At 68.2% G+C, this 25,346-nt stretch carries 28 protein-coding genes, 1 tRNA gene and 1 pseudogene; 19 read left to right on the forward strand and 11 right to left on the reverse strand.

Going from position 1 to position 25,346, the window contains the following annotated elements; translation table 11 throughout:
* The first annotated feature begins 16 nt into the window (after positions 1 to 16).
* Complete coding sequence (locus tag V6M51_RS02285) at positions 17 to 262, forward strand: DUF1272 domain-containing protein (RefSeq protein ID WP_332764280.1); 246 nt, start codon at positions 17 to 19, stop codon at positions 260 to 262.
* Here V6M51_RS02285 and V6M51_RS02290 read toward each other — a convergent pair.
* Entirely contained in the window at positions 259 to 1,383 is a 1,125-nt protein-coding gene (locus V6M51_RS02290; RefSeq protein ID WP_332764282.1) for a hybrid sensor histidine kinase/response regulator, read from the reverse strand. The two genes, V6M51_RS02285 and V6M51_RS02290, sit on opposite strands and share 4 nt — an antisense overlap.
* A 159-nt stretch (positions 1,384 to 1,542) precedes the next feature.
* Between V6M51_RS02290 and V6M51_RS02295 the strand changes: the two genes are divergently transcribed.
* The 10 genes from V6M51_RS02295 to V6M51_RS02340 all read left to right on the forward strand — a co-directional run bounded on the left by V6M51_RS02295 (position 1,543) and on the right by V6M51_RS02340 (position 10,882).
* Complete coding sequence (locus tag V6M51_RS02295; RefSeq protein ID WP_332764283.1) at positions 1,543 to 2,238, forward strand: HAD family hydrolase; 696 nt, start codon at positions 1,543 to 1,545, stop codon at positions 2,236 to 2,238.
* A 67-nt stretch (positions 2,239 to 2,305) separates the two neighbouring features.
* Positions 2,306 to 2,686 carry a hypothetical protein gene (locus V6M51_RS02300; RefSeq protein WP_332764284.1) on the forward strand — a complete coding sequence of 127 codons (381 nt, stop codon included), beginning with the start codon at positions 2,306 to 2,308 and terminating at the stop codon, positions 2,684 to 2,686.
* A gap of 2 nt (positions 2,687 to 2,688) precedes the next feature.
* On the forward strand, positions 2,689 to 3,231 hold the full coding sequence (locus V6M51_RS02305) for a hypothetical protein (protein ID WP_332764286.1): 543 nt from the start codon (positions 2,689 to 2,691) through the stop codon (positions 3,229 to 3,231).
* 10 nt (positions 3,232 to 3,241) lie between these two features.
* Entirely contained in the window at positions 3,242 to 4,102 is an 861-nt protein-coding gene (locus V6M51_RS02310) for a sigma-70 family RNA polymerase sigma factor (protein WP_332764288.1), read from the forward strand.
* Positions 4,103 to 4,141: 39 nt separating this feature from the next.
* Positions 4,142 to 6,061 carry a DNA primase gene (dnaG, locus tag V6M51_RS02315; RefSeq protein ID WP_332764290.1) on the forward strand — a complete coding sequence of 640 codons (1,920 nt, stop codon included), beginning with the start codon at positions 4,142 to 4,144 and terminating at the stop codon, positions 6,059 to 6,061.
* Positions 6,062 to 6,146: 85 nt separating this feature from the next.
* Positions 6,147 to 8,099, forward strand: a complete 1,953-nt coding sequence (rpoD, locus tag V6M51_RS02320) for an RNA polymerase sigma factor RpoD (protein ID WP_305674529.1) — start codon at positions 6,147 to 6,149, stop codon at positions 8,097 to 8,099.
* Between the two features lie 31 nt (positions 8,100 to 8,130).
* Entirely contained in the window at positions 8,131 to 8,382 is a 252-nt protein-coding gene (locus V6M51_RS02325) for a hypothetical protein (RefSeq protein ID WP_332764293.1), read from the forward strand.
* 8 nt (positions 8,383 to 8,390) lie between these two features.
* A complete protein-coding gene (locus V6M51_RS02330) occupies positions 8,391 to 8,669 on the forward strand; it encodes a type II toxin-antitoxin system RelE/ParE family toxin (protein WP_332764712.1) in 279 nt (92 codons plus the stop codon).
* Between the two features lie 74 nt (positions 8,670 to 8,743).
* Positions 8,744 to 10,348 carry a M28 family metallopeptidase gene (locus V6M51_RS02335; protein ID WP_332764295.1) on the forward strand — a complete coding sequence of 535 codons (1,605 nt, stop codon included), beginning with the start codon at positions 8,744 to 8,746 and terminating at the stop codon, positions 10,346 to 10,348.
* Between the two features lie 54 nt (positions 10,349 to 10,402).
* Entirely contained in the window at positions 10,403 to 10,882 is a 480-nt protein-coding gene (locus V6M51_RS02340) for an FG-GAP repeat domain-containing protein (RefSeq protein ID WP_332764297.1), read from the forward strand.
* Positions 10,883 to 10,886: 4 nt separating this feature from the next.
* Here V6M51_RS02340 and V6M51_RS02345 read toward each other — a convergent pair whose 3' ends face one another.
* Genes V6M51_RS02345 through V6M51_RS02355 form a run of 3 tightly spaced genes read right to left on the reverse strand, consistent with a single transcriptional unit; the run spans position 10,887 to position 12,594 of the window.
* Positions 10,887 to 11,699: an RMD1 family protein gene (locus V6M51_RS02345; protein WP_332764298.1), complete on the reverse strand. Its 813-nt coding sequence runs from the start codon at positions 11,697 to 11,699 to the stop codon at positions 10,887 to 10,889.
* 9 nt (positions 11,700 to 11,708) lie between these two features.
* Positions 11,709 to 12,329 carry a TIGR02466 family protein gene (locus V6M51_RS02350; RefSeq protein WP_332764299.1) on the reverse strand — a complete coding sequence of 207 codons (621 nt, stop codon included), beginning with the start codon at positions 12,327 to 12,329 and terminating at the stop codon, positions 11,709 to 11,711.
* 43 nt (positions 12,330 to 12,372) lie between these two features.
* Complete coding sequence (locus V6M51_RS02355) at positions 12,373 to 12,594, reverse strand: flagellar basal body rod C-terminal domain-containing protein (RefSeq protein ID WP_332764301.1); 222 nt, start codon at positions 12,592 to 12,594, stop codon at positions 12,373 to 12,375.
* 142 nt (positions 12,595 to 12,736) lie between these two features.
* On the opposite strand from V6M51_RS02355, the gene V6M51_RS02360 reads away from it, so the two are divergent.
* Positions 12,737 to 13,093: a hypothetical protein gene (locus V6M51_RS02360; RefSeq protein WP_332764302.1), complete on the forward strand. Its 357-nt coding sequence runs from the start codon at positions 12,737 to 12,739 to the stop codon at positions 13,091 to 13,093.
* Here the strand turns inward: V6M51_RS02360 and V6M51_RS02365 are convergent.
* Positions 13,090 to 14,346: a serine hydrolase domain-containing protein gene (locus V6M51_RS02365; RefSeq protein WP_332764303.1), complete on the reverse strand. Its 1,257-nt coding sequence runs from the start codon at positions 14,344 to 14,346 to the stop codon at positions 13,090 to 13,092. The two genes, V6M51_RS02360 and V6M51_RS02365, sit on opposite strands and share 4 nt — an antisense overlap.
* A 149-nt stretch (positions 14,347 to 14,495) precedes the next feature.
* Between V6M51_RS02365 and V6M51_RS02370 the strand changes: the two genes are divergently transcribed.
* From V6M51_RS02370 to V6M51_RS02380, 3 genes are all read left to right on the forward strand, one after another.
* Entirely contained in the window at positions 14,496 to 15,383 is an 888-nt protein-coding gene (locus V6M51_RS02370; protein WP_332764305.1) for an alpha/beta hydrolase, read from the forward strand.
* Between the two features lie 243 nt (positions 15,384 to 15,626).
* On the forward strand, positions 15,627 to 15,983 hold the full coding sequence (panD, locus tag V6M51_RS02375; RefSeq protein WP_305674541.1) for an aspartate 1-decarboxylase: 357 nt from the start codon (positions 15,627 to 15,629) through the stop codon (positions 15,981 to 15,983).
* A complete protein-coding gene (locus V6M51_RS02380; protein WP_332764307.1) occupies positions 15,980 to 16,429 on the forward strand; it encodes a hypothetical protein in 450 nt (149 codons plus the stop codon). Before panD ends, V6M51_RS02380 begins: the two co-directional genes overlap by 4 nt.
* Here the strand turns inward: V6M51_RS02380 and V6M51_RS02385 are convergent.
* Both V6M51_RS02385 and V6M51_RS02390 read right to left on the reverse strand, forming a co-directional pair.
* Positions 16,426 to 17,229: pseudogene (locus V6M51_RS02385) on the reverse strand (enoyl-CoA hydratase/isomerase family protein). The gene V6M51_RS02380 and the pseudogene V6M51_RS02385 sit on opposite strands and share 4 nt — an antisense overlap.
* Before the next feature lie 84 nt (positions 17,230 to 17,313).
* Positions 17,314 to 18,057 carry an SIMPL domain-containing protein gene (locus V6M51_RS02390; RefSeq protein ID WP_332764308.1) on the reverse strand — a complete coding sequence of 248 codons (744 nt, stop codon included), beginning with the start codon at positions 18,055 to 18,057 and terminating at the stop codon, positions 17,314 to 17,316.
* A 156-nt stretch (positions 18,058 to 18,213) separates the two neighbouring features.
* Here V6M51_RS02390 and V6M51_RS02395 point away from each other — a divergent pair.
* From V6M51_RS02395 to V6M51_RS02400, 3 genes are all read left to right on the forward strand, one after another.
* Positions 18,214 to 18,289: transfer RNA gene (locus V6M51_RS02395), tRNA-Ile, on the forward strand.
* Positions 18,290 to 18,453: 164 nt separating this feature from the next.
* Positions 18,454 to 18,579, forward strand: coding sequence for an Arm DNA-binding domain-containing protein (locus V6M51_RS23825; protein WP_442957832.1), 126 nt, complete (start codon positions 18,454 to 18,456; stop codon positions 18,577 to 18,579).
* A 373-nt stretch (positions 18,580 to 18,952) separates the two neighbouring features.
* A complete protein-coding gene (locus tag V6M51_RS02400; RefSeq protein WP_332764310.1) occupies positions 18,953 to 19,375 on the forward strand; it encodes a MarR family winged helix-turn-helix transcriptional regulator in 423 nt (140 codons plus the stop codon).
* Positions 19,376 to 19,504: 129 nt separating this feature from the next.
* Here the strand turns inward: V6M51_RS02400 and V6M51_RS02405 are convergent, their stop codons facing one another.
* A complete protein-coding gene (locus V6M51_RS02405; protein ID WP_332764312.1) occupies positions 19,505 to 21,031 on the reverse strand; it encodes a nitrilase-related carbon-nitrogen hydrolase in 1,527 nt (508 codons plus the stop codon).
* A 164-nt stretch (positions 21,032 to 21,195) separates the two neighbouring features.
* On the opposite strand from V6M51_RS02405, the gene V6M51_RS02410 reads away from it, so the two are divergent.
* Complete coding sequence (locus V6M51_RS02410) at positions 21,196 to 22,074, forward strand: NmrA/HSCARG family protein (RefSeq protein ID WP_332764314.1); 879 nt, start codon at positions 21,196 to 21,198, stop codon at positions 22,072 to 22,074.
* A 451-nt stretch (positions 22,075 to 22,525) separates the two neighbouring features.
* Here the strand turns inward: V6M51_RS02410 and V6M51_RS02415 are convergent, their stop codons facing one another.
* From V6M51_RS02415 to V6M51_RS02425, 3 genes are all read right to left on the reverse strand, one after another.
* Positions 22,526 to 22,879: a hypothetical protein gene (locus V6M51_RS02415; protein WP_332764316.1), complete on the reverse strand. Its 354-nt coding sequence runs from the start codon at positions 22,877 to 22,879 to the stop codon at positions 22,526 to 22,528.
* 234 nt (positions 22,880 to 23,113) lie between these two features.
* Positions 23,114 to 24,679: an AMP-binding protein gene (locus V6M51_RS02420; protein WP_332764318.1), complete on the reverse strand. Its 1,566-nt coding sequence runs from the start codon at positions 24,677 to 24,679 to the stop codon at positions 23,114 to 23,116.
* The gene (locus tag V6M51_RS02425) at positions 24,676 to 25,344 is read right to left on the reverse strand and encodes a TetR/AcrR family transcriptional regulator (protein WP_332764319.1); all 669 of its coding nucleotides are present in this window, start codon (positions 25,342 to 25,344) and stop codon (positions 24,676 to 24,678) included. Before V6M51_RS02425 ends, V6M51_RS02420 begins: the two co-directional genes overlap by 4 nt.
* Between the last annotated feature and the right edge of the window lie 2 nt (positions 25,345 to 25,346).

Here is a 25,346-nt window from a genome sequence, read left to right on the forward strand (position 1 = left end):
CATGGGAGTTTGACGGATGCTGGCCCTGAAGCCGAACTGCGAATGCTGCGACAAGGACCTGCCGGCCGATGCGGCGGACGCCATGATCTGCACCTTCGAATGCACGTTCTGCGCCGACTGCGTGGAACATCGGCTGGGCGGGGCCTGCCCCAACTGCGGCGGAAATTTCGCGGCCCGCCCGATCCGGCCGGCGGCGGCCCTGGCCCGGTTCCCGGCCTCCACGGAGCGGTTCACCAAGGCCCACAAGGCCTGCGCAGCCTAACTCTCCAGCACCTCCGAGATCGCCTCGAATAGGGCCTCGGCCCGGACCGGCTTGGCGATGTGGCGGTCGGCGCCGGCGGCCTTTGACGCCTCAAGGTCGCCCGGCGAGGTGTTGGCGCTGATCACGATGATCGGCGCGCGCGGAAGGCCCGCCCCCTCGGCTCGGCGGATGGCGCGGATGGCGTCCAGGCCGTCCATGATCGGCATGCGCAGGTCCATCAGCACCAGGTCGAAGGCGCCTCCGCGCCAGGCCTGCACCGCCTGGGCGCCGTCCTCGACGCTGACCACCTCGGCGCCGGCCGCCCCCAGCATCAGCTCGATGACCCTGCGGTTGGTGGGGTTGTCGTCGGCCGCCAGCACCCGCAGCGGCGCGGCGTGAGCCACCGGACCGGCCGTGGGCGCCGCGTCGGCTTCGCGGGCGGCGTCGCCATAGTCCAGCAGGTTGTTGACCAGGTCGTCGAGAGCGCGGGCCGAGTTCAGCATCTCTGCGACGATGGCGCGCTGATCATCGCTGAGGCCTTGCCGCTCCAGGGCCTGGGCCAGGCCCATGACCCCGTTCAGCGGGGTGCGCAGCTCGTGGCTCATATCGGCGAGGAACTCGCTCTTGGCGCGGCTGGCGGCCTCGGCCCGGTGCAGGGCGTCCTCCAGGTCGGCGGCCTGGCGCTTGAGCTGGGTGATGTCGACCCGCAGGCCGATCACGCCGCCGTCGGCGGTGCGCCGCTCCTCGATCATCAGCCAGCGCCCGTCGGCCAGGCGCTGCTCCTGGCGCTCGCCCGTGGGGGCCTGGAGCTTCTCGAGGCGGGCGGCGAGCCATTCGTCTTCGCGGCCCACGGCGTCGGGATAGTCGCCTCGGGCGACCCCGACCCGCAGGGTGTCGGCCAGCTTGGCGCCGGGCCGGAACAGGTCGGCGGTGCGGTGATAGATCTCGGCGTATCGCCGGTTCCACAGGACATAGCGGCCCTCGGCGTCGAGGAAGACCACGCCTTCGGGCAGGACGTCGATGGCCTCGCGCAGGCGCGCCTCGGCCCGCCGCGCCTCGGCCTCGGCCGCCGCCAGGGCGCGGCCCCCCAGCCGGCGGCCGATATTGCGCGCCAGCCATCCGCGCAGTCCGTCCTTCGACATCCGCCGCCCCGGAGAATCACTCAACGCCACGGAGATCAGATGGCGCGCCTGATGTTGCCGGAATGCTGCGACCGCCCGCGCCGCGGGCGGAAACGACGCGGCGCCCGGCCCTTGGGCGGCGGGGCTCGATTTTCATGCACAAGCGGCTATGTGGAGCACATGAGCATCACCACGGTCGGCTTGGACGCCGACGACACCCTTTGGCACAACGAGAACATCTTCCGCCTGACCCATGAGCGGTTCTGCGACCTGCTGGCCGAGGTGGCGGATCGGGCCGAGTTGGAGGCCAAGCTGGCCGAGGTCGAACGGCGCAATTTGCGGCTCTACGGCTACGGGGTGAAGGGTTTCACCCTTTCCATGATCGAGACCGCCATGGAGCTGACCGGGGGCGAGGCGCCGTCCAAGGTGATCCGCGAGATCCTTGCCGTGGGCCGTGAGATGCTGACCGAGCCGGTCGAGCCGCTGCCCGGGGTCGAGGACGCCCTGGACGAGCTCTCCAAGACCTATCGCCTGGTGCTGATCACCAAGGGCGACCTGCTGCACCAGGAACAGAAGCTGGCGGCCTCGGGCCTGGGCGACCTGTTCGCCGCCGTGGAGATTGTCAGCGAGAAGGACGCCTCGACCTATGCGCGGGTGTTCGAGCGGCACGGCACCGGGGCGGGGGAGGCGGCGATGTGCGGCAATTCCATGCGCTCCGACATCCTGCCGGCCATCGAGGCCGGAGCCTGGGCCGCCCATGTGCCCTATCCGCTGACCTGGGCGCACGAGGTCGCCGAGGCGCCGGTGGGCCATACGCGCTTCGTGGAGCTGGCCTCGATCCGCGACCTGCCGGGGTGGGTGGCGCGGATCGGCTGAATTTCTTCTCAGGCGATGTCACAGGACTAAGCTCCGCTCCGTCCTCGTGGCGAAGTCGGAGAAACCTATGACCCGCATCCTGGCCGCCGCCCTGGCCGCATTGCTCGCCGTCAACGCCCTGGCGATGCTGTTCGCCTCGTTCTGGTGGTACGGCGCCGTGCCTGGGGTCACCGCCACCGGCGCCTACAACCCGCATTTCGTCAGGGATATCGGCGCGGCCTATCTGGTGACCGCCGGCGGGCTCGCCTGGTTCGCCTGGCGGCGGGTCCAGGGCTGGCCCGCCCTGGCGGCGGGGGCGGCCTTCCTGGTGCTGCACGCGGGGATCCACGTCTTCGACGCCAGCTGTTCGGCCAACCCCCTGGCCGACGTCATCCGCGACCTCCCCGGCGTCTATCTGCCAGCCCTGCTGGCGGCCTGGCTGGCGGTCGCCAAACGGCCGGGACACTGACCATGCTGAAGACCTTCCTCACCCGCCAGATCGAAAAGATCGAGCGCACCTGGGGCTATGACGCGAGCTATATGCGCCATGTGCTGCGGGCGAGCCCGGCGACGTTCCTGAAATTCGGGTTCCTCACCCAGCTCGTCGACCGCAAGGCCGCGCCGGCGGCGGCGCTCGCCGCGGCCGGCATCGCGGGGACGCTGGCCGAGGACTGCGGACCCTGCACCCAGATCTCCGTCGACATGGCCGCGGCCGGCGGGGTGAAGCCCCAGGTCCTGCGCGCCATCCTGGCCGGGGACGAGGCGGCCATGGGCGAGGATGCCGCGCTCGGCTGGCGGTTCGCCCAGGCCAGCCTGGCTCGCGACATGGAGGCCGCCGATCCCCTGCGCGACGAGATCGTGCGCCGCTGGGGCGACCGGGGGCTGGTGGCCGTAAGCATGGCGATCACCACCGCGCGGATGTATCCCACCCTGAAATACGCCCTCGGCTACGGCAAGGCCTGCTCGCGGGTGACGGTGGCGGGCGAGCCGGCGCCTCTGCGCCAGGCGGCCTAGGAGACGCGCCATGACCCCGACCGGCGATCTGGAAGCCTTCGAGGCCCAGCGCCCCCGCCTGACGCGGCTGGCCTATCGCATGCTGGGCTCTGTGGCCGAGGCCGAGGACGCGGTGCAGGACGCCTGGCTGCGCTGGACCAAGGCGGAGGGCGTCGAGGACGCGGCCGGCTGGCTGGTGCGGGTCACCTCGCGCCTCTGCATCGACCGCCTGCGCTCGGCCAAGGCGCGGCGGGAGGCCTATCGCGGCCCCTGGCTGCCCGAGCCGCTGATCGAGGAGCTCAGCGTCGACCCCGTCGAGCGGGCCGAGGACGTTTCGGTGGCCTTCCTGCTGGCCCTGGAGCGGCTCTCGCCCCTGGAGCGGGCGGTGTTCCTGCTGCACGACGTGTTCGACGAGGACTATGAGTCGGTGGCGCAGACCCTTGGCCGCAACGAGGCGGCCGTGCGCCAGCTCGCCGCTCGGGCCCGAGCCCACGTCAAGGACAACCGCCCGCGCTTCACGGTCAGCCAGGAGGATGCCGCCAAGCTCGCCGCCGCCTTCATGGCCGCTGCCAGCCAGGGCGACATGACCGCCCTCTCGGCGATGCTGGCCGAGGACGCGGTGATGGTCACCGACGGCGGCGGCAAGCGGAACGCCTCCCTGCGCCCGTTGATCGGTCGCGAGGACATCCTGCGGCTGCTGGAGGGGCTGGCCTGGCGCCACGACGGCGAGCCCTGGTCGATGACCTTCCGCGCCGTGCGCATCAACGGCTATCCGGGGGTGATCCTGGAGGCCGAGGACGGCCCGATGACCGTGGCCTTCCAGCCCGGGGAGGGCGGCAAACTGGCCGGCATCTATATGGTGCGCAATCCGGACAAGCTGCGGGGGCTGTAGCCGCGTCAGGCGGGGGAGGCTGTAGGCGGTTGTGGGCCGATGGCTTACATAAGGCCCGTGCGCTTCGACGAACATTTCCTCGACGAGATCAAATCCCGGCTCCGCCCCTCCGACGTGATCGGGCGGACGGTGAAACTGCGCAAGCAGGGCCGGGAGTATGTGGGGCTGTCGCCGTTCAACAAGGAGAAGACCCCGTCGTTCTACGTCAACGACGACAAGGGCCAGTTCTTCGACTTCTCCTCCGGCAAGAACGGCGACCTGATCACCTTCTTGCAGGAGACCGAGCGGCTGACCTTTATGGAGGCCGTGGAGCGCCTGGCCGCCGAGGCGGGACTGACCCTGCCGGCCGCCGATCCCCGCGCCGCCGAGCAGGAGAAGCAGCGCCAGGGCCTGTCGGACTGGCTGGAGCTGGCCGCCCAATGGTTCGAGGCGGCCCTGCGTCGGCCCGAGGGGCGCGAGGCCCGGGCCTATCTGGAGCGGCGCGGCCTGCCTGAGAGCGAGTGGGGTCGCTTCCGCCTGGGCTTCTCGCCGGCTAGCCGGACGGCCCTAAAGGACTATCTGATCGCCAAGGGCGCCAGACCCGCCGAGCTGGTCGAGAGCGGCGTGCTGATCGCCCCGGAGGACGGAGGCGCGCCCTATGACCGGTTCCGCGACCGGATCATCTTCCCCATCGCCGACGCGCGCGGCCGGGTGCTGTCGTTCGGCGGCCGGGCGATGGATCCGGAGGCCCGCGCCAAGTACCTGAACGGGCCGGAGTCGCCGCTCTTCCACAAGGGCCGCTCGCTCTACGGCCTGGCCGAGGCGCGCAAGATCCTGGCCGCGGCCACGGGCGCTGAGACCCCGCCGGTGGTGGTGGTCGAGGGCTATATGGACGCCATCGCCTGCCAGCGGGCGGGGATCGCCGGGGTCGCGCCGCTGGGCACCGCGCTCACCGAGGACCAGATGGAGATGCTGTGGCGGCTGCACCCCGAGCCGACCCTGTGTTTCGACGGCGACCGGGCGGGACGCCAGGCCGCATCGCGGGCCATCGACCGGGCCTTGCCGATGCTGAAGCCCGGCAAGAGTTTCCGCTTCGCCCTGGTCGAGGGCGGCAAGGACCCCGACGAGGTGCTGCGCGAACAGGGCGCCGGCGCGCTTCGAGCCCAATTGTCGCAGACCACGCCGTTCGTCGACGCGCTGTTCGTGCGGGAACGCGACCAGGAACCCTTGGATACGCCCGAGCGGCGGGCCGGACTCAAGGCCCGTCTGCGCCAGTTGGCGGGGAGCATCGCCGACAAGGACCTGCAGCAGGCCTATCGCGAGGATCTCCTGCAACGCCTGGACGCCCTATCGCCGCGCGGCCAGCAGGGCGGTGTCTCTGGCGGCCAACAGGGACGCGGAAACTTCGGTCAATCAAGGAGTTGGCGCGGGGCGGGCTCGGCCTGGATCGATCCGGCGCCGACCGCCATGGGCCGGGCCGCCGCCCAACGCCTGGCCCGTTCGCTGGACCCGCTGGCGGCCGCCATGGTCGCCCATGCCCTGGCCGATCCCAGCGTGCTGGACGACCACCTGGAGGACGCCTTCGCCGCCCAGGGCTTCGGCGATCCGGGGCTGGTGGAATTGACCAGGGAAATCATTCGGTTCCGTTTGGAGACCGATCACCTTGACTCTGGAGCCCTCGCACGCCATCTCGCGTCTTGCGGGTTTACCGCGCTCTTGACAGACATCGACCGGGCCGCTGCGAAATCGGGCGCGCCCATCATGAAACCGGATGTCTCCCTCGATAGCGCGAAATCCCAGTGGTCGCATGCCTTCGCGGGCCTTTCCAGGCTCGCGGCGCTCGACGAGGCTATAACGTCCGCAAAGGGAAACCTGAGCGGTCGTTCCGACATGGAAGCCCTCGAGCGTCTCAAAGGTGAGCGCGACGCACTGAAACGCGCGATCAGAACGGGAACGATTTGGGCGGGTGACGGGTCGTAGAGAAAACGACCGTCGCCAGGCCGCAATTAACCATCTTCGGCCCGAACCTTGCAGGGGGTTCGGATTGCCGAAATCGGAGACTTAGATGAGCACCAATACGGCCGAAGCGGAATCCACTGAGACGACGGGCGGCGACGGTCCGCTGCTCGACCTCACCGACGCCGGCGTCAAGAAGTTCATCAAGCAGGCGAAAGCCCGCGGCTACGTCACGATGGACGAGCTGAACAAGGTGCTGCCGTCCGAGGAAGTGACCTCCGAGGCCATCGAAGACACGCTCGCCATGCTGTCGGAGATGGGCGTCAACGTCGTCGAGGCGGAAGAAGACGCCGAGGGCGGCGAGGTCGCCGTGCGCGAGGAGACCCAGGTCGTCGAGACGGCCAAGGAACCCGCCTACGACCGCACCGACGATCCCGTGCGCATGTACCTGCGCGAGATGGGCTCGGTCGAGCTGCTGTCGCGCGAGGGCGAAATCGCCATCGCCAAGCGTATCGAGGCCGGTCGCGACACTATGATCCGGGGCCTCTGCGAAAGCGCGCTGACCTTCGAGGCCATCATGGTCTGGCGCGAGGAGCTGGGCACCGGCCGCATCCTGCTGCGCGAGGTCATCGACCTCGAACAGACCTATGGCGGCATCAACGCCGCGGCCGCCGCCGAGGCCCTGGCCAATGCGCCGCCCGAGCCGGAAGAGCCGGAAGAGGCCGAGGTCACCGCCGACGGCGAGGCGGTCGCCAAGTCCGAGAGCGACGACGACGACGATTTCGACGACGGCGCCGGTCCCACCATCAGCGCCATGGAAGGCGAACTGCGTGAAGGGGTCATGGCGACCCTGGACGCCATCGCGTCGGAGTTCGACGCCTTCCGCGCCTTGCAGGAGAAGCTGGTCGGCAAGCGCCTGAAGGGCGAGGACCTGTCGGACGCCGACCGCAAGGCCTACACCACGGCCTCGCTGGCCATCGTCCAGCACCTGAAGACGCTGAAGCTGAACAACAACCGCATCGAGGCGCTGGTCGAGCAGCTCTATGCGATCAACAAGCGGCTGATGGGGCTGGAAGGCCGGCTGCTGCGCCTGGCCGACAGCTACGGCATCTCGCGCACCGAGTTCCTCAAGGCCTATTTCGGCCAGGAGCTGTCGCCCAACTGGTCCGACCAAGTGAAGCCGCTGGGCGTGCGCTGGACCAAGTTCGTGGAGAACGACGCCAGCCAGGTCGGCGACATCCGCCACGAGATCGCCGCGCTCGCCACCGAGACCGGCGTGCCGATCGACGACTACCGCCGCATCGTCCAGACCGTGCAGAAGGGCGAGCGCGAGGCGCGTCAGGCCAAGAAGGAAATGGTCGAGGCCAACCTGCGCCTGGTGATCTCCATCGCCAAGAAGTACACGAACCGCGGCCTGCAATTCCTTGATCTTATTCAGGAAGGCAATATCGGCCTGATGAAGGCGGTCGATAAGTTCGAGTACCGCCGCGGCTACAAGTTCTCCACCTACGCCACCTGGTGGATCCGTCAGGCGATCACCCGCTCGATCGCCGACCAGGCCCGCACGATCCGCATCCCGGTGCACATGATCGAGACGATCAACAAGATCGTCCGCACCTCGCGCCAGATGCTGCACGAGATCGGCCGCGAGCCGACCCCGGAGGAGCTGGCCGAGAAGCTGGCCATGCCGCTGGAAAAGGTCCGCAAGGTCCTGAAGATCGCCAAGGAGCCGATCAGCCTCGAGACCCCGATCGGCGACGAGGAAGACAGCCACCTGGGCGACTTCATCGAGGACAAGAACGCGATCCTGCCCATCGACGCGGCCATCCAGTCGAACCTGCGCGAGACCACCACCCGCGTCCTGGCGAGCCTGACCCCGCGCGAGGAACGCGTCCTGCGCATGCGCTTCGGCATCGGCATGAACACCGACCACACCCTCGAAGAGGTCGGCCAGCAGTTCAGCGTCACCCGCGAACGCATCCGCCAGATCGAGGCCAAGGCGCTTCGCAAGCTGAAGCATCCGAGCCGGTCGCGGAAGCTGCGGAGCTTCCTCGACAGTTGACGATCGGCGCCGTCGGGGTGAGCATCGCGCCATGGCCGACGGCGATCTGACCCTCAAGCTCGACGACGAAACCGCCCGCCGGCTGCAGGCCGCGGCGGACGCCGCTGGCCGCCCGGTCGGCGACTATGCGGCAGGTCTAATCGCCGAGGGGCTTGATGGCGATCGCTGGCAGGGCGCACGCGAGGCGCTCGCCGAGTTCGATCGCACCGGCGAGAGCTTCGACGCCGAGACGACGATGGCCGAGTTTCGCGCCTCCGTGGCCCGGCGGGTCGCCAGCGATTGAAGCGGCAGGTGCTCGTCCTTGGCCGTGCCAGGCGAGACTTGGCGCGGCTTGAGGAATTTCTAGCGAGGAAGAGCCCGGGAGCGGCCAATCGCGCGGCGGCGACCATCTCGGACGCGGTTCTGTCGCTGGCCGAACTCGCCGAGCGAGGGCATCTGGATCCGGAAGGAAGATTCCGGGAAATCGCCGTTCGTTTCGGCCGGGATGGCTACGTAATTCAATACGCCATCGAGCCGCAACGTGTGTTGGTCGCGCGGATCTTTCACGCCCTCGAGGACCGCGCGCCGTAGCGATCGTTACAGCGACTTAATGTGCGCCGAGCCCATCGGCCCGCCTAAGCTCCTCCCTTACTCGGGGAGGCCGCATGAAGTTCTTTGGGGTGCTGGCGGGCGTGTCCGCCGCTGTCTTGGCGGCGACGCCTGTGTCCGGCGCCGAGCCCGAGCGCTCGGCCGAGCGGATCAAGGCCCATGTGGCGTTCCTGGCCGACGACCTGATGCAGGGGCGGGAGGCCGGCTCCACCGGCCACGCCATCGCCGCCAACTATGTGGCCTCGCAGCTCGCCCAGATTGGGGTGAAGCCGGGCGCGGCGGGCGGCTCCTACTTCCAATCCGTGCCGATGAGCGGCTTCCGTCCTGCCGACGAGGGCCGGTTCGCCGTGGTCGCCAAGGGTGGACCGGCGACGCCGCTGGTGTTCGGCGAGGACTATCTGCCCGGCCGCAATCCGCTGGCGGCGGCCACCGCCCTCCAGGCTCCGATGGTCTTCGTGGGCTTCGGCGTGGTGGCCGGCAAGCGCAACGACTATGCGGGCCTCGACGTGAAGGGGAAGATCGTCGTGGCGCTCGCGGGCGCGCCCAAGACCTTCCAGACCGAGGAGCGCGCCTACTACGCCAACGGCCGCACCAAGCGGCTGCAGGCCGAAAAGCGCGGCGCCGTCGGCTTCATCAGCGTCAACACGCCCAGCGACGAGGCGCGCCAACCCTTCGCCAACGCCGCGCGGCAATGGAAGTCCTGGGGGATGAGCTGGCGTGAGTCCTCGGGCCAGGCCTTCACCCCCGCCGGATCCACGCCGGAGCTCGCCCGGATCAGCGTCAAGGGCGCGGCCAAGCTGTTCGTCGGGGCGCCCAAGCCCCTGGAACAGGTCTACGCCGCCGCCGAGACCGGCGCGCCGCCGCGCTTCGCCCTGCCGTCCAGGCTGGACGCCGCGCTCAACACCGAGCCGAAGACGCTGGAGAGCGTCAATGTGGTGGGCCTGATCGAGGGCTCCGACCCGATCCTGAAGAATGAAGTGGTCGTGCTCTCCGCCCACCTGGACCACATCGGCGTCTCGACCAATCCGGTGAACGGCGACGCCGTCAACAACGGCGCCCTGGACAATGCCGGCGGGGTGGCCACGACCCTGGAGGTCGCCCGCGCCTTCCTGGCGGGCAAGGCCCCGCGGCGCACCCTGCTGTTCTTGCTGAACACCGCCGAAGAGAAGGGGCTGATCGGCTCGGAGTACTTCGCCCTGAACCCGACCACAGCGTCGCCCATCGTGGCCAATGTCAATCTGGACATGCCGATCCTCACCTACGACTTCATCGACGTGGTGGCGTTCGGAGCCGAGCGCTCGACCCTGGGCCCGGCGGTGACCCGGGCCGGGGCGCGCATGGGGGTGAAGCTGTTGCCCGATCCGTTGCCGGACGAGGGCCTGTTCACCCGCAGTGACCATTTCCGCTTCGTGGAGCGCGGCGTGCCCTCGGTATTCCTGATGACCGGGTTCGAGAACGGCGGCCAGGCAGCCTTCACCAGCTTCCTGCGCGACAACTACCACAAGCCCAGCGACGACCTCGCCCAGCCGATCGACTATGCGGTGGGCGCCAAGTTCGCCAGGTTGAACTATGAGATCGCCCGCGAAATCGCGGACGCCGACCAGAAGCCGGCCTGGAACAAGGGCGATTTCTTCGGCGAACTCTTCAAACCCCGCCCGTGACAACAGTCGAATAACGGCGTTACCCTTCCCCCAGGGCAGGACCTGGGGGCTGGCATGGCGCATCGTCTGGTGATCGGGATCATCGTCGCGGTGGTGGTCGCCGCGGGCTCCGCGCAGGCCCAGGTCAGCCCGGCCGACCGGGCCGCGGCGTTCAGGGCGGCGGGCGTCAAGTCCGGCAAGTGGGTGGATCGCGAGAGCGGGGCTGAGTGCCAGTATTCCATCGAGGCCGACGGGGTGAAGGACCTCAACGGCGACGGCCGGCCCGACATCGTCATCACCGGCTCGGGGACCTACTGCTACGGCAATACCGGCCAGGGTTATTTCATCACCGAGAAGACCGCGGCGGGGACCTGGCGTCTCGTCGAGCAGAACCAGGGCATTCCCACCTTCCTCCCCACCCGGGGCGTCGGCGGCTGGCCGGACATCGAGGTGGGTGGGCCGGGCTTCTGCTTTCCGATCGTGCGCTACAACGGCAAGGCATATGCCTTCCTGCGCAACAAGGAATACCAGCGCGGCGCCTGCGCCCGGCGCTGATCCCCTAGTAGAGGCCGGTCATTATCTGAGTCAGGGTGATGATGATCTCAAAGACGATCAGGCCCACGATGATCGCCTCCAGTCGTAGCGAACGCTGGGTGTCGATCAGGTCGGTCATCACCGTGACGGTCTCGCCGATCAGCTCCAGCTTGCGGCCCAGGGTCTCGGCGCGCTCGACCAGTTCGTACTCGTCCTCCAGACGGGCGTAGAGCCGCTCCAGGTCCGGCCGATCCCAGAGGATGTCGGGCTTCTCGCGCACCGCCACCCGCTCGGCGACCCGGTGCTGGACCAGCAGGGCCGAGCCGATCAGCCGGATCATGTCGCGCCGTCCGCCGGAGCTGCGGCCGGTCTCCGACAGACGCCGAGCCCACGGTTCGATCGTGTCGAACACCTCGGCCACCTGGCGTTCGTCGCTGGCGAGGGCCGCGCTCTTGGCCACCGCGTCGGCGACCACCAGCAGCTTGTCCGGCGACAGCGCCCCGATGCGGATCACCCCGTCGGGCTGAACGCCCTCGTCCTGGTCGTCGCGGGCGGCCAGGCGGATGGTTTCCTCTTCGCGTTGGCTGACCGGTCCCTGGACGCGGGGGGCGACGCCGCGCAGCACCTCGTCCTCGGCGAGAGGGTCGAGGCCGATCATCACCACCACGCCGTAGCGGAACACGACCACCAGGCCATCTGCGACCCGGAAGGAGAGGGGAGCGCTGGAAATGGCGTCGCGACGCTCGAGGCCCGCGGTGTCGATCCGCTCGCCCAGGACGACGGCGCGCGCCGTCAGCGGCTTGAGATCAGCGGGCGTCGGGAGCGGAGGCTCGACCATGACGCCATCCTAGCGCCAGCTGTAGTTGAAGCTGATGGAGATTCGCTCGCGCTTGGCGGCGTTGGCCGGGACCTCGTGGCGCAGCCAGCTTTCCCACATCAGGATCGTGCCGGGTTCGGGCTGCAGGTACACGAAAGTCCTGGCCGGCTCGGCAGCGTCCGGCCGGCGAGGCGGGGCGGCCATCATCAAGGGTAGGCGGGGATCCTCCAGCTTCAGCGCGCTGGCCCCGGGCGGGGTCGCCACATAGACCGTGCCGGAGATCACGCTGTGCGGATGGATGTGGCCCGAATGGGCCGCGCCCGGCTTGAGGACATTGACCCACAGGCTGTCCAGTTTCAGCCGCCGGGCCCCCAGGTCGAACGCCAGGTCCTTGGCGAAGGCCCCGGCGTGCCGGTCGAGCTTGCGCTTCAGGTCGCCGAACACGCTGGCCCGGGTCGGCAGGTCGTCCAACGAGGCGTAGGAGGTGTAGCCGCCATAGGCGTTCTGCTTGCACCAGGCGCGGCCGGCCGCGTCCTCATCGGCCAGCATGCGGCAGGCGTCCTCGAGTTCGGCGTTGAAGCCCGCGAAGTCGCGCTCGCCGGCGAGCGAAGCCTCATAGACCTGGGTGACGAAGAGCGAGCGCAAAGCCATGACCGGCGGCTACCGGGCCTGGGGCGTCGTGTAAAGCGCTTGGCTAGGCGAGGACGTCCAGCAAGTCGCCCAGCATGTCGTCGGCGGTGCGGATCACCGCGGCGTTGGCCGAGAACTCGTGCTTGGCGGTGATCTGTTCGACCACCTCGAAACCGAGATCCACATTGGCGTTGGGGTCGCCCATCTGCGCGGTTCGAAAGGCCGAGGCCTCGAAACGGCGGCTGGCCGCGAGCATGCCGTACTGAGCGGTCGCAATCGGATCCATGGCGGGCCCTCCCAACCGCCACCATGGGGGCCTGGCGGTTAAGCCTTCGCTGGGAGACATGGTGAATCTCGATAGCCATGGCTGCCCGAAAGGCGCCACGCTTTGGGCGCCTTATGTTCGCGTGACGTCTGGAGGCCTCGACATGATCCGCACCTTCCTTTTCGCCGCCGCCGCGCTCGCGGCCAGCTCGGGCCTGGCCCTGGCCCAGGGCGGGATGTCGGCCAACCCGCCGACCGAAACCACCCTATGCCTGGATGTCGGCGGCCAGAGCCTGCCCGTGGTGTGCAAGGTGCCGGGCAGCCGCTTGGACAAGCGCGAGGACATCTGCATCTGCCGGCAGGGCATGCGGGTGGACGCGCCGGTCTGCGCGCCCGGCCAGAAGGCGCCCACGGAAAACCTGGCCTTTGAAAAGGCGCGCAAGCTCGCCGCCCGCGACGGCAGCATCATCGGCGACCTCTATCAAGGCCAGCCGATGTGCGTGGAGCCGCGCAAGCCTTAGAGCGGTCTGCCCAGGGCCGCGTAGGTCAGCTTCTGGAACACCGGCAGGGCGGCGCGACCGCCCATGCGCTGACCCGTGGCCAGTTGTGAGGCCGCCTCTGGCCCCAGCGGCATGGAGTTCTGGACGAGGTAGATCATCACCATGTCCTCCTCCGGGTCCGCCTGCCACCAGGTCCCGAAGGCCCCAGGCCAGCCGAACGAGCCCTCCGACCCAGCGCCCATCCAGGCCTGCTTCTCGGGATCGGTGATCACCGAGAGGCCCAGGCCGAAGCCCTGGCCCAGCCAGAACGGAATGCCCATGAACGGGATCTGGCGCTGGTCGTCGGTGAGCCGATTGGCCCGCATCAGTTCGACGGTCTCGCGCTTGAGATAGCGCCGGCCGTCCAGTTCGCCGCCGTTCAGCATCATGCGGGCGAACTTCAGGTAGTCGTCGGCCGTCGAGATCAGGCCCCCGCCCCCGGCGCAGAAGGCCGGCGGACCGTCGACCTGCGGGAAGGAGACGTCCTGCAGTTTGTCCGTCTCCGGGTTGATCCGGTAGAGCTTGGCCATGCGGTCGCGCTTGTCCGGCGGGCACCAGAAGTCGGTGTCGTCCATGCCGAGCGGCTTCAGGATCCGCTCCATGATGAAGTCGCGATAGCCGGTTCCGGCGACGCGGCCGACCAGGAAGCCCAGCACCTCGGTGGCGTGGCTGTAGTGGAAGCGCTCGCCCGGCGGATAGGACAGCGGCAGGGATCCCAGCCGCTTCAACCACTCGTCGGGGGTATGCGGCACCAGAAGCGGGGAGCCCAGCCGCTCTTCATGGGCATGGGCGATGGGGCCGATCGAGGTGAAGCCGTAGGCGAGCCCCGATCGGTGAGTCATGAGGTCGTCGATGGTGATGTCGCGGGGCGAGGGATAGGTTTCGTCCAGCGGCCCGGTCGCCGACTTCAGCACCTTCATGTCGGCGAATTCGGGCAGCCATTTGGTGATCGGATCGTCCAGGCTGAGCTTGCCTTCCTCCAGCAGCATCAGGGCCGCCACCGAGGTGATCGGCTTTGTCATGGAGGCGATGCGGAACAGGGTGTCGCGCGTCATGGGCAGGCCCGCCTCGACGTCGCGCGAGCCCAGCGTGTTGACCTGGGCCAGTTCGCCCTTGCGCCACAGCAGGGTGACGAAGCCCGAGAGGTCGCCAGCCGCCACCACCGGCGCCAGGCTGGCCGGTATGGCCGCCAGGCCCTGCGAGGAAAAGCCGCCCAAAGCCTGATCGCCGTCCATGTCGCCCGCTCCCGAATGTCGCGCCGACCGTCTCGAGGCCAGCTTCGGAAGGATTTGCGCCGGGTGACGCTAGGCGCGTCAAGTCCGAGGTTTCGGTATGGCGCGCCGCCACGGTTGCGAGGCGGCGGGAACGCCGATAGCCCTGGGACATGCCGCCTCGCGCTCCGCTCCTGCCGCTCCACCGGACCGCGCGGGCAGGCTTGGTCGCGGCGGCGGCCGTGCTGGCCAGCGCCTGCACGCCGCTCGGCGTGTTCAACACCTTCGTGCCGCATGATCCGGCCCTGCGCAGCGCCACGGGCCTGGCCTACGGAACCGCGCCACGTCAGACCCTCGACGTCTACGCCCCGCGCCGCATCGAGGCGCCGCGGCCCATCGCGGTGTTCTTCTACGGCGGCTCGTGGGAGACGGGACGGCGGCAGGACTACGAGTGGACGGCCCGGGCCCTGGCGGCCAAGGGCTTCGTGGTGGTGCTACCCGATTACCGACTCTATCCGGCGGTCCGCTTCCCGGCCTTCCTGGAGGACGGCGCCCTGGCGGTGCGATGGGCGGCGGACCATGGCCCGGCCTATGGCGGCGATCCCGGCCGCATCGTGCTGCTCGGCCATTCGGCGGGCGCCTACAACGCCGTGATGCTGGCGTTGGACGAGCACTATCTGAAGGCCGCGGGGGTCGACCCGCGGGCCGTCAAGGCCGTGGCGGGCTTGGCCGGGCCCTACGATTTCCTGCCGCTGAAGGGGGCCGGGGCGACCAATGTGTTCGGCCAGCAGCTGGATCTCGCGACGACCCAACCCGCCACCTTCGCCCGCCCCGACGCCCCGCCGATGTTCCTGGCCACGGGCGAGGCCGACGCGGAAGTGCCGCCGCGCGACACCGCCTATCTGGCCGCGGCCCTGCGCCGGGCAGGGGCGAGCGTGGAGGAGCGTCACTATCCGGGCCTGGACCACAACGACGTCATGAAGGCCATCGCCCGGCCGTTCCGGAGCCTTGCGCCACTGCTGGACGAGATGTCGGCCTTCCTGCACGAAAAGGCCGGCTAGGGCGGGCGGTCACAAAAATATCAGCTCACCCTACGTGATCCGGCGGCCCTGGACGCCCGCGGGCCTATCCCGCCGATTCTGCTGGAGAATCCCGCGCTCGACCTCGCCAAACGCCGGTACGCGACCAATTGACCTAGGGTCAGGTTTGTTGCATCGCGACAATTGAACCGTCCTATTTTCGCGGCTATATCCGCTGGCCCTTCATTTTGAGGGCATTGTGCACTGCACGTTGAAGGACCGCCCATGCTGGTGACCCTGATGAAGGCCAAGCTGCACCGCGCCACGGTGACCCAGGCCGATCTCGAGTATGAAGGTTCGATCGCCATCGACCGCGATCTGCTGGACGCCTCGGGCATCCTGCCCCACGAGCAGGTCGATGTGCTGAACATCACCACCGGCGCGCGTTTCACCACCTACGCCATCGAGGCCCCCCGCGGTTCCAAGGTCATCGGCGTCAACGGCGCGGCTGCACGCCTGGTGCAAAAGGGCGACAAGGTGATCGTGGTGACCTACGGCATGCTGCCGTCCGAGGAAGCCCGCAACTATTCCCCCACCGTCGTGCTGCTGGACGACGGCAACCACGTGAAGCTGGCCGCGTGATCGCGCGCGCCGCAGGTCCTCTGCTTGCGGCGCTCCTCGTCTCCGCCTGCACGCCGAACGCGCCCGAAGGTGTCGACAAGGCGGTGCTGGACCAGGCGGTCGGCGAGGCGGTCGGCGATCCGGGAACCTGCGTGCTGATCGCTGAGCGCGGCAAGACCGTCTACCGCTTCGGCTCCAACGTGGTCTGCGGCCGTAAGCTGCCGGCCTGCGGCGGCGGCCTGGCCCAGACGCCGGACGATCTGCTGGAAGCCGCCCTCGCCGGCAAGACCCCGATGACCGCCAGCTGCCCCAGCAATCCCGAGGGTTCGCGCCTTGTGGCCTGGGCGTCCGGCCCCATCGAGGGTCACGACATGGTCTACGCCGCGGTGATGGAGGGCGATCAGGTCCCCCCTGGCGTGGTGATCGCCGACAAGCTGGACGCGGCCTTCAAGGAGGCCGGGCTCTAGTCTCCGGTGAATTTCGGCGACCGCTTCTCGAGGAAGGCCGCCACGCCCTCCTGGAAATCCGAACTGCGGCTGGTCAGCAGGAACTGGTCGCGGTCCATGAAGGTCGCCGCGTGATGGCCGGCCTTGGTCACCGCGTCGATCGCCTCCTTGGTCATGCGCACGGGCAGGGGCGGCAGGGCGGCGAGCTTGGCGGCCCAGGTCTGGGCGGCCGCCAGAGCCTCGCCGTCGACGACCACCTCGTCGCAGAATCCCCAGTCCAGGCAGGTGGCGGCCGAGGCCGCTTCCCCGAACATCACGAACCGCTTGGCGCGCGCCGGGCCGACCAGGGCGGCGATCCGTGGCAGGCTGCGCCAGCTCATATTGATGCCGAGCGGCACTTCCGGCAGTCGCATGGTCGCGCCCTAGCCCATGATCCGGAAATCGCAGGCGACGGCGAGCGCGCAGCCGCCGCCGATGCAGTAGCCCTCCAGGGCCGCCAGGGTGACCGCCTCGATCTCCGCCCAGGCCTCGCACATGTCAGGACCCGCCATCACGGCCTGGCGGGTCTCGAGCAGGGTGGGCTTGCGCCGTTCACCCTGGGCGCCGAGGTCGGCGCCGGCCGAGAAGAAACGTTCGGCGCCGGTGAGGATCACCGCGGTGAGGTCGCTGCGCCGCCGAACCGCGCGGGCGAAGGCGGTTAGCTCTTCCATCAAGGCGGTGTTGAGCGCATTGCGCGCCTCGGGCCGATTGAGACGCACCAAGGCGACCGGGCCCTCCTGGCTGACGCTCAGATGGCTCCAAGCCTGTTTGAACGGATCCATGGCGCCTCTCCCAATCGGTCGAGGGTCGCCGGTCCGGACGGCCGGCGCAAGCACCGGCCGCCCGTCCCATCTGTCCGTCCGTGACTAGCGGGTCATCTCGTAGAGGGCGGTGACGTCGATCCGCACAGACAGTTCGCCACCCGAGATCGCCGTGCCCGACGAGTCGGCCTTCTCCATCCGCGCATAGGCCACCATCGGCATGGGCGGCGGGACGGAATAGCCGCCGCCTTCGCTCAGCGACACCAGCCGGCTGATACGGTGGCCGGTCGCCTGGCCGTAGAGCGCGGCCTTGGCGCTGAGCGCCTTGACCGCCTCGTGGCGCGCGGCGTTCTCGGCGGCGGTGGGATCCTTCAGGCCGAAGGAGATGCCGTTCACCTGATTGGCGCCGGCCTTGACCGTGGCGTCGACGGCCGCGCCCAGCCTGGCCAGGTCGTTGACGGTCACGGTCACCTGGTTGGAGGCCTGGTAGCCGCGCAGCCTCGGCGGCTCGTTCTGAACGTAGTCGTACTGCGGCGAGAGGTTCAGGCCCGAGGTCTGGATGTCCTTCTCGGCGATGCCGGCCTTGCGCAGGGCGGCGATGACGCTGTTCATCCGCTCGCCGTTGGCCGAAAGCGCGCCGGCGGCGGTCGGAGCCTCCGTCACCACGCCCAGATTGATCGTGGCCTTGTCGGGCGCGACGCGGGTCTCGCCATAGGCCGAGAGGTTGAGGGTGGTGGCGTTGAACATGGAAGCGGCTCCAGCCGGCGGGGTTTGGGCCAGGGCGGCGGGTGCGGCCGCGGCGGTCGCGAGCAGCAGGGCCAGGGCGCCGGCGCGGACGAGGGTTTTCATGGATGTCTCCAGTCGGGGATGAGCAGACTTGCCTGGGGCCGGCTCCTCGACCTAACGGCGAGCCGACCCTTGCGGTTCCGCTTGTTGCAAACCCCACCTGAACGGCGGCTTTAAGGCGCGTGCAGGTCGTGGTAACCCCGCGAACCGTCGCTGCAGGGGCCTGTAGCTCAATGGTTAGAGCCGACCGCTCATAACGGTCTGGTTGTAGGTTCGAGTCCTACCGGGCCCACCAGCGCGCTTCCACGGACGTCCGTTGGCGTCCGGAGATGTGTCATAAAGAACTGAAAATACTACATAATTGGTCTGAAGAGGTCCGGAGTGATCCACTGACAGCCAGAGAGTTTGTTGGTACAATTTCCGCTGGATACCAACGTGAGCTCGTGAAATACCAACAAGATGTCCCTGACAGACGTCAAGCTTCGAGCCCTCCAGCCGACCGGTATGCCCTTCAAGGTCAGCGATTCTGGCGGCCTCCACCTCCTCGTGAATCCGAACGGCCCTAAGCTGTGGCGCTACGCGTAGCTGACGCGCGGCGCGGCGTCCGGTTTGGGCTCTTTGCAGCCGTTGGCAGCGTCTGTTTTCGGGTATCTCAGCGCCGCCAGTTTGGGCTTCGGGATTGGACGCCGCCCAATGACGGAACCTGACTCGTCTAAGATCTTGGGAGAGTCCGCTGTCGGGCAGTGGACAGTTGGCCACGTCGAGAGGGCGGGAACGGCTCAGAGCCGACAGTCAGTTCGCGCGCTTAGCCAAACGACTCGCATCCAATATGATTCCCGACTGTAACAATTCGCGTTGTTGACCAATGGGGGCGTGAACAGCACAACGGGCCATGGCTTCTCCTCCCAGGTCCCTCGGCGCAAGTTTCCCGACGTTCAGCGAGCCGACTTATGCGCGGTTGGCCATCCAACTCGGCGAAATTGTCATGTCGCAAGCGGAGGCGGCCCTTGCGCCGGTCGGGCTCACGCCGCGCGAGTACGATGCACTGCTCTGCATTTCCGATAGGTCGGACATGTCGCAACTGGAGTTGAGCAAGGCGCTCGGGCTGCACGCGCCCCGAATGGTGCCACTGATCGATGGGCTCGAAGTGCGCGCTCTCGTGGAACGCGTCGTCTCCAGCCAAGATCGACGCCGGAATGTGCTCCGGCTCACGGACGGAGGGCGAGCGCTCTTGGAAAGCTCGAACCGAGTGGTGGCTGACCTTCAGCGGAAGCTGTTCGGGGAGATCACGGATAGAGAGCGCAAACGCTTCCAAAAGCTCGTTGAGCGACTCGCGGCCATGCCCTGTCCCGACGAGGCCCACCAGGGCGACCCCGACTAGAACCTGCGTCGCAACCTCGGCGAGGCCCGACCGAAGGAGTCGCCGCGCGCGTGGAAGGCAGGGCTTTAGTCGCCGCTCGTGTCACGCGATGGGCTCATCGGCGGGGCGAGTCCCGCCGATGAGCATCAACTACGCGGCAATTGACCCGCGACGCCCGCGGCCCGACGCCGCCAGAAGGCAAAGCGCGACGGTGGCCGCCAGGCAAATCCATGCGAAGAGGTCGCCGGTCAGGTTGTACAGCGTGCGGACACCTTGGGTCGGCAGATCGACGTACATGACGTTCCGCTTGCCATCGAGAGTGTTCTGCTGGCCCAGGACGCGGCCGTAGGCATCGAAAGCCCCGGTGACGCCGAGGTAGTCGACGCGGAGCATCGAATAGCCGTTCTCGATGGCCCGCAGGCGCGCGATCTTCATAGTGTGGACATACGCCTCCTCCTTCCAGTCCCAGCCGGGCACCAACATCACGTCAGTGCGCACCCGTGATAGGGAGGGGAAGTCCGCGTCGTAGCAGATGACATTGCTGAGGCGGCCGAAGGGCGTTTCAACGACCGGCGGCGCGTTCTTGAACGGCGCCACCGGCTCCATCGCCGGCACGGGATTGTTCTTGCGGTAGTGCCAGAGCTGGCGACCGTCCGGGCCGAATAGGAAAGTCTCGTTGCGCTCGAACGGCACGCCCACGCCGATGTTGACGTAGGCCTTTCCGGTCCGCGCGACCTCAGCGATGCGAGGCAGGAAAGCCGCCTTGTCGCTCTCGAGCATCTGCGCGGCTGTCTCCGACCAGACGACCAACTGCGCGCCCGAAGCGATGGCTTTGCGGGTATCCTCGATCAACTCCTCTTGGATCCTCGCGTAGAGCACGCGCTTCTCGGGTGTCGTCGTGGCGGATCGGACGGCCGGAGACGGCGGGAAGTTCGCCATGGTGACGCCATCGCTTGCCGGCTGGCGCAGGTCGGCGCGAGGCACGATGCCGGCCACCCTCACCGTGGCGGGTCCAGCCCCGTGCGTTGCATAGGCGATGCGGGCTTGGCCATAGGCCAAAACCGCAGCCATCAGCGCGGCGAAGGATCCGCCGTAGCGCACCCACGACTGCCGCGATGGGGCTTCCCAGATCTGGTTCGCGGCGGTGGCGCCTAGGGCGATCATGAAGCCGATCGAGTACGGCCCGAGCAGCGAGATGATCTGGAGGAGGGCCAAGTTCTCGCCTTGCGAGTTGGCGCGCGTGAGGAGGCTCGCCCCCGTCGGGGTCATCGCGATGAGATACTCGAGGAGCGCGGCTGCGGCGGGCAGGAGGAAGAGGCGGCCCAGAGGGCCCAGTCGCCCGGCAAAGATGCGATCAAGGCCATACGGGACCGCATACAACACGCCAAGCGTCAGGCAGATCAGCGCAATCTGAACATTGAACGCGATCCCATATGACGCGACCAGCCCCATAGCCTGAGCGGTCAGCGCAAGCACGACGCCACCGAGCGCCAGTGGCATTGAACTCGTCCGTGTGAAGCGCAGCAGGAATATGGGCGCGAACCAGGCGGCGAGCGGGATATCCCACCTTCCGCCAAGCGCCACCATCGACAACGCAAGGCCAACCCCGAGCCAGACAAAGCTCGATGTCGCGATCCTCTCGGTTCGACTGTCAGCAAACCCGGTAATGGTTGCCATGTGCTTCCGTCCCCTCTCTTGCGACCGTTGGCGAGAAGCGGACTGACCGCTCCAGCGCGACGATAATTCGAGAGACAATTAACGATCAAATTGATTACAGTCGAGAACGATTTTGATATGAGACAAATGCGGCCGGGTGAGGCGCGAAAGGGAAGGGTTCTGGAATGGGTTCGGGTCAATCCACGCTGGTCGTTGGCGCGACAGGCAAGCAAGGCGGCGGCGTTGCGAGGGAACTCCTCAGGGGAGGTTTCGCGGTTCGGGCCTTGACGCGTGATCCGACAAGTCCCGCAGCGTCCAAGCTGGCGGAGCGGGGCGCGGAGATCGTACGGGGTGATCTTGATGTCCGGGAAGACCTGGAACGCGCCGTGCAGGGCGTCGACGCCGTGTTCAGCGTGCAGGATCCCTGGGCCCACGGCGAAGCCAGCGAGATTCGTCAGGCGGCCTTACTTGCGGAGATCGCGAACGCCGCGGGCGTACGACGCTTCGTGCAGGCCTCCGTCGCGGCCGCAGATCTCCCCACCGGTCTTCCTCATTTCGAGAGCAAGGGAGTCATTGAGCGGCGCCTCGCGACCCTCGGAATGGACGCCTACGCCATAAGACCGGTGTTCTTCATGGAATCGCTGATGGAGCGCCACCATCGTATCGCGCCGCTCATTCTGGGCATGCTGAAGCTTGGGCTCGGAGACAGGGCTCTCCAGCTCATCTCAGTGCGAGACATCGGCCGGACCGCGGCCGAGGCTATCCTGGCCCCGGACGAGCCGCCGGGTCTGAAGGTCATCAACCTGGCTGGCGACGAGCTCGCCTTCAGCGAGATTATCTCGGCGTTCGAGCGCGCCACTGGAGCCGCTCCGAAGGTCAGCGACGTCCAGTGGGCAGACGTGCGTCGGATCGAGGAAAGGGCCTATCTGAACTACCGGTGGATGGGGGAGCACGGCTGGAGTTTCAACCTTGACGCCCAGCGTGCGGAACGACCTTGGCTGGAGCGCTTTGAAGACCGACTGCGCAGAGAAGTAGACGATACGGCCGGTGCCCCGGCGGCGTGATCCGCGCCCGGCGCCCTGGTGTATGGCGCTCGGCCCAACAGTGCGCGCACATCGGGAGGCCCTGTGGGTCATTGGCGGGCCCCACGCGCCTCCTGACCGGTAGCGCTTTGCAATGGGGAGCCCAACCGGGCTGGAGACGGAAAGGCGAGCGCGGGCGACGTCGGCGGGGCAGGCCTTGGCCTTTGTGCGCAACCAAGCCTCAAAGGCCGTTAGCCAAACGCTGCCCGGCGGTGTTTAAGCAAGGGAGGGCGCGAGTTCCCGTTCTTCACCCGAAAGCCAACGTCTCCTGATGGCGCCAAGCAGGCATTCGCTCGCCGTCACGTGCAAGCGGCGAGGTTGGTCAGCCGTTGGCAGATCTCGGCGCCGACGGTCTTCTCCATCAAGGAGCGCGCGCCCGACGCGTCCGCCCTGGCTCAGGCTCGCCAGGATCTGCAGCGAGGGCGCGATGGCGCTAGTGGGCCGACGGTCTCAGGTCGGGTCGGCCACCGGCAGTCTCAGGCGCGGCCGTTTGCTTGTACCTGTCGACGTCCTCGGTGACGTTGAAGGCGTAGGTCTCGAGCACGGTCGGCGGCTCGTACTCCAAGTTGAGCTTGGTGAAGGTGGGCCGCAGCCGGTCTTTTAGGAAGGCGGCGAAATCCTGGCGGGACTCCCAGACGTCGCAGACACAGATCCCGTTCGCGTCGAAGCCGCAGGCGTGGCTCAGGGCGCCATGCGGCGGCTGGGCCTCCAGATTGAGCTCTTGGATGATCGCGTCGTAGGCGCTCTGGTCGATGCGGTTCGAACGAAACAAAGCCATTATGGTCATGGCGGCCTCCATTTAGATGGCTGGCCCGAGGCCGGGCCGGCGCCGCGAATATACGCCGCGGGTCGCCAGCCTGCACCCCGTCCGTGCTTATGGCGCCTGCGCCCTGAGCAGGCTTCGGCAGCGTTGGATAGCCCCGTTCGGTCGGTGCGAACGTCGGGTCTCCGGAACTGTCTTGAGGTCTGGTTGTGGCGCAAAGCCGATCGAAGGCGCTCTCGTCGTTGAGCGGACTTGTGATCAAGCCGTCGCTTCGGCCGCAAGCTGCGCGCGCAGATCCGCCTTTGCGACCTTCTCCAGGGTCGAGCGCGGGAGGCGGTCGACGAGGCGGATCAAGTGCGGGCGCTTGAAGGCGGCCAACGCCTCCGTACACGCCGCGGCGATGCGGTCTTCGAGGTCGGCGACCGCGCCGCTGTGCGGGATGACGAAGGCGGCCGGCGCTTCGTCGAGCAAGGGGTGGCGCATGCCGACCACCGCCACTTCGGCGACGCCCGGCACGGCGGCAATCACCCGCTCAATCTCTGAGGCGGCGACGTTCTCGCCGCCGACCTTCAGCATGTCCTTCGAACGGTCCGCAAAATAAAGGCCTCCGTCGGGGCCCAGGCGCACACGGTCCCCGGTGATGAAGAGCCCATCTTCCCGGAACGCCGCCTTCGTCGCCTCCGGATTGTCGGCATACTCCAGAAACAGTGAGACGCCCGGCACGCCGCGGACGTAGAGGTCTCCGACCTCGCCGGGCCCGACCGGACGGTCGTCTTCGCCCAGCACGTAGATCTCGTAGCCTGCCGCCGGGCGGCCCATCGAGAGCGGCGCGTCCTTGCGATGCGGAGAGCCGACGATGCCGTGGGTGATGGTCTCGGTCATGCCCCACCAACCGATGGTCTTGACGCCGAACAGCGCGTCCCACGGCGGCTCGCAGACGCCGTTGCCCCAGAACCGGTAGCTGTGCCGCTCGGGCCGTGGCTGTTCGGCCAGGGCTTTCACGCAGAAGGGCACCATGGAGGTCCAGGTGGCGCCGTGCTTCAGCGACACCGGCCAGAACCGCGAGGCCGAGAACCGCGGCAGGAGCACCATGCTAGCGCCGGACCACAGCGCGGCCAGCACGGAATAGGCCTGCGCGTTGGTGTGGAAGAGCGGCAGGTGAACCAGGTGCACGTCCGTCGGCCGCAGGTCCTCGTGCGCCGCGCACTGGCGCGCGCCCCAGAGCGCGTTGGCGTGCGTCCAGAGCACCGCCTTGGGCCGCGCCGTGGTTCCGGATGTGTACTGGATGCCGAAGGGCGCCCAGGGATCGTGGGGACGGTCGGGCAGGTCGTCACCCGCAAGGGCGGCAAACGGTTCGAAGCCTGCTGGGGGCGGAGCGGCCGGCGCGCCGTTATCGGTCTCGGTCACCACGCGCCAGCCCAGGGCTGGGGCGGCGAGCGCCACGAGGTCGGCGAACTTCGGCTGAGTGATCGCACCGACCGCCTTGCTGTGCTCGGCGAAGTATCCCAGTTCATCGGCCGTCGATTTGGCGTTGGTGGTGACGCCGACGGCGCCGGCATAGGCGCAGCCCAGCCAGGCGATGATCGACTCCGGACAGTTGTCGAGGTGGATCAGCACCCGCTGGCCCGGCTGCACGCCGCGGGCATGGAGCCCGCCCGCCACGCGCCGCACCGCGTCGCGGAATTCCGCATAGGTCCAGCGCGCGGTCTCACCCTCGAAGGGCTCCCAGATCAGGCACGGATGATCGCCCCGAACGGCGGCTTGCTCGTCCAGCAAGGAGCGGATGTCCATGCCCTCGAACGGTGTCAGGGGGCGCGGGGTCAATGTGTGGCGTCCGCGGGGGCGGCCGTGACCGAGAACGCGCCCTTGCGGACGATCTCGTCGCTGGCCTGGGCGGTGATCAGGTCTGCCTCGGCGCTGGCCACGCCAAGGCCCCGCAGGATGAGGGCGCACATCTGCTGCGATAGCGAGACCGCGTAGGCCAATGTCGGCTCCTGCACCACGCCCACCAAGGCCATCTGGGTGACGCCCAGCACGTAGAGGACGGCCGCCTCGACTGTGGCCACCGTGAACCGTCCGCTGGCCAAGCCTGCCTCGATGTCCTCGACCAGGCCGCGGTTCAGCGGGGCCGTGAGCGAGGTGTGCCCGCTGTGGACGCGGACCAGCACCCCGGCCGGCTCGGGGCCGTCCAGGGCGAAGCGGAGGTAGGTGCAGACGGCGCGCGCCATCCGGCGGGCCGGATCCTCGACGCCGGCGTTGGCGCGCGAGACGGCCGTTTCGACCTGACCCCGGATTTCCGACGAGATCGCGCGGACCAGGGCCTCGCGGTCGACGAAGTGATTGTAGAAGCTGCCCTTCCCGACGGAGGCCGCCTGGACGATGTCATCGACGGTCACGGCGTCCACCGGCCGCTCGCTGTACAGCCGTCGGCCGGCGGCGATCAGGGCCGCGCGGGTGCGCTCCGCCCGGGGGTTGCCTCGTTCCGCCATGC

The sequence above is a fragment of the Phenylobacterium sp. genome (genome assembly GCF_036677185.1).
GTDB lineage: Bacteria > Pseudomonadota > Alphaproteobacteria > Caulobacterales > Caulobacteraceae > Phenylobacterium.

Excerpts from the sequence above, each read along its gene's own strand:
- V6M51_RS02285 (WP_332764280.1), top strand. The coding sequence starts at position 17 with ATGCTGGCCCTGAAGCCGAACTGCGAATGCTGCGACAAGGACCTGCCG.
- V6M51_RS02290 (WP_332764282.1), bottom strand. The coding sequence starts at position 1,383 with ATGTCGAAGGACGGACTGCGCGGATGGCTGGCGCGCAATATCGGCCGC.
- V6M51_RS02295 (WP_332764283.1), top strand. The coding sequence starts at position 1,543 with ATGAGCATCACCACGGTCGGCTTGGACGCCGACGACACCCTTTGGCAC.
- V6M51_RS02300 (WP_332764284.1), top strand. The coding sequence starts at position 2,306 with ATGACCCGCATCCTGGCCGCCGCCCTGGCCGCATTGCTCGCCGTCAAC.
- V6M51_RS02305 (WP_332764286.1), top strand. The coding sequence starts at position 2,689 with ATGCTGAAGACCTTCCTCACCCGCCAGATCGAAAAGATCGAGCGCACC.
- V6M51_RS02310 (WP_332764288.1), top strand. The coding sequence starts at position 3,242 with ATGACCCCGACCGGCGATCTGGAAGCCTTCGAGGCCCAGCGCCCCCGC.
- dnaG (WP_332764290.1), top strand. The coding sequence starts at position 4,142 with ATGGCTTACATAAGGCCCGTGCGCTTCGACGAACATTTCCTCGACGAG.
- rpoD (WP_305674529.1), top strand. The coding sequence starts at position 6,147 with ATGAGCACCAATACGGCCGAAGCGGAATCCACTGAGACGACGGGCGGC.
- V6M51_RS02325 (WP_332764293.1), top strand. The coding sequence starts at position 8,131 with ATGGCCGACGGCGATCTGACCCTCAAGCTCGACGACGAAACCGCCCGC.
- V6M51_RS02335 (WP_332764295.1), top strand. The coding sequence starts at position 8,744 with ATGAAGTTCTTTGGGGTGCTGGCGGGCGTGTCCGCCGCTGTCTTGGCG.
- V6M51_RS02340 (WP_332764297.1), top strand. The coding sequence starts at position 10,403 with ATGGCGCATCGTCTGGTGATCGGGATCATCGTCGCGGTGGTGGTCGCC.
- V6M51_RS02345 (WP_332764298.1), bottom strand. The coding sequence starts at position 11,699 with ATGGTCGAGCCTCCGCTCCCGACGCCCGCTGATCTCAAGCCGCTGACG.
- V6M51_RS02350 (WP_332764299.1), bottom strand. The coding sequence starts at position 12,329 with ATGGCTTTGCGCTCGCTCTTCGTCACCCAGGTCTATGAGGCTTCGCTC.
- V6M51_RS02355 (WP_332764301.1), bottom strand. The coding sequence starts at position 12,594 with ATGGATCCGATTGCGACCGCTCAGTACGGCATGCTCGCGGCCAGCCGC.
- V6M51_RS02360 (WP_332764302.1), top strand. The coding sequence starts at position 12,737 with ATGATCCGCACCTTCCTTTTCGCCGCCGCCGCGCTCGCGGCCAGCTCG.
- V6M51_RS02365 (WP_332764303.1), bottom strand. The coding sequence starts at position 14,346 with ATGGACGGCGATCAGGCTTTGGGCGGCTTTTCCTCGCAGGGCCTGGCG.
- V6M51_RS02370 (WP_332764305.1), top strand. The coding sequence starts at position 14,496 with ATGCCGCCTCGCGCTCCGCTCCTGCCGCTCCACCGGACCGCGCGGGCA.
- panD (WP_305674541.1), top strand. The coding sequence starts at position 15,627 with ATGCTGGTGACCCTGATGAAGGCCAAGCTGCACCGCGCCACGGTGACC.
- V6M51_RS02390 (WP_332764308.1), bottom strand. The coding sequence starts at position 18,057 with ATGAAAACCCTCGTCCGCGCCGGCGCCCTGGCCCTGCTGCTCGCGACC.
- V6M51_RS23825 (WP_442957832.1), top strand. The coding sequence starts at position 18,454 with ATGTCCCTGACAGACGTCAAGCTTCGAGCCCTCCAGCCGACCGGTATG.
- V6M51_RS02405 (WP_332764312.1), bottom strand. The coding sequence starts at position 21,031 with ATGGCAACCATTACCGGGTTTGCTGACAGTCGAACCGAGAGGATCGCG.
- V6M51_RS02410 (WP_332764314.1), top strand. The coding sequence starts at position 21,196 with ATGGGTTCGGGTCAATCCACGCTGGTCGTTGGCGCGACAGGCAAGCAA.
- V6M51_RS02415 (WP_332764316.1), bottom strand. The coding sequence starts at position 22,879 with ATGACCATAATGGCTTTGTTTCGTTCGAACCGCATCGACCAGAGCGCC.
- V6M51_RS02425 (WP_332764319.1), bottom strand. The coding sequence starts at position 25,344 with ATGGCGGAACGAGGCAACCCCCGGGCGGAGCGCACCCGCGCGGCCCTG.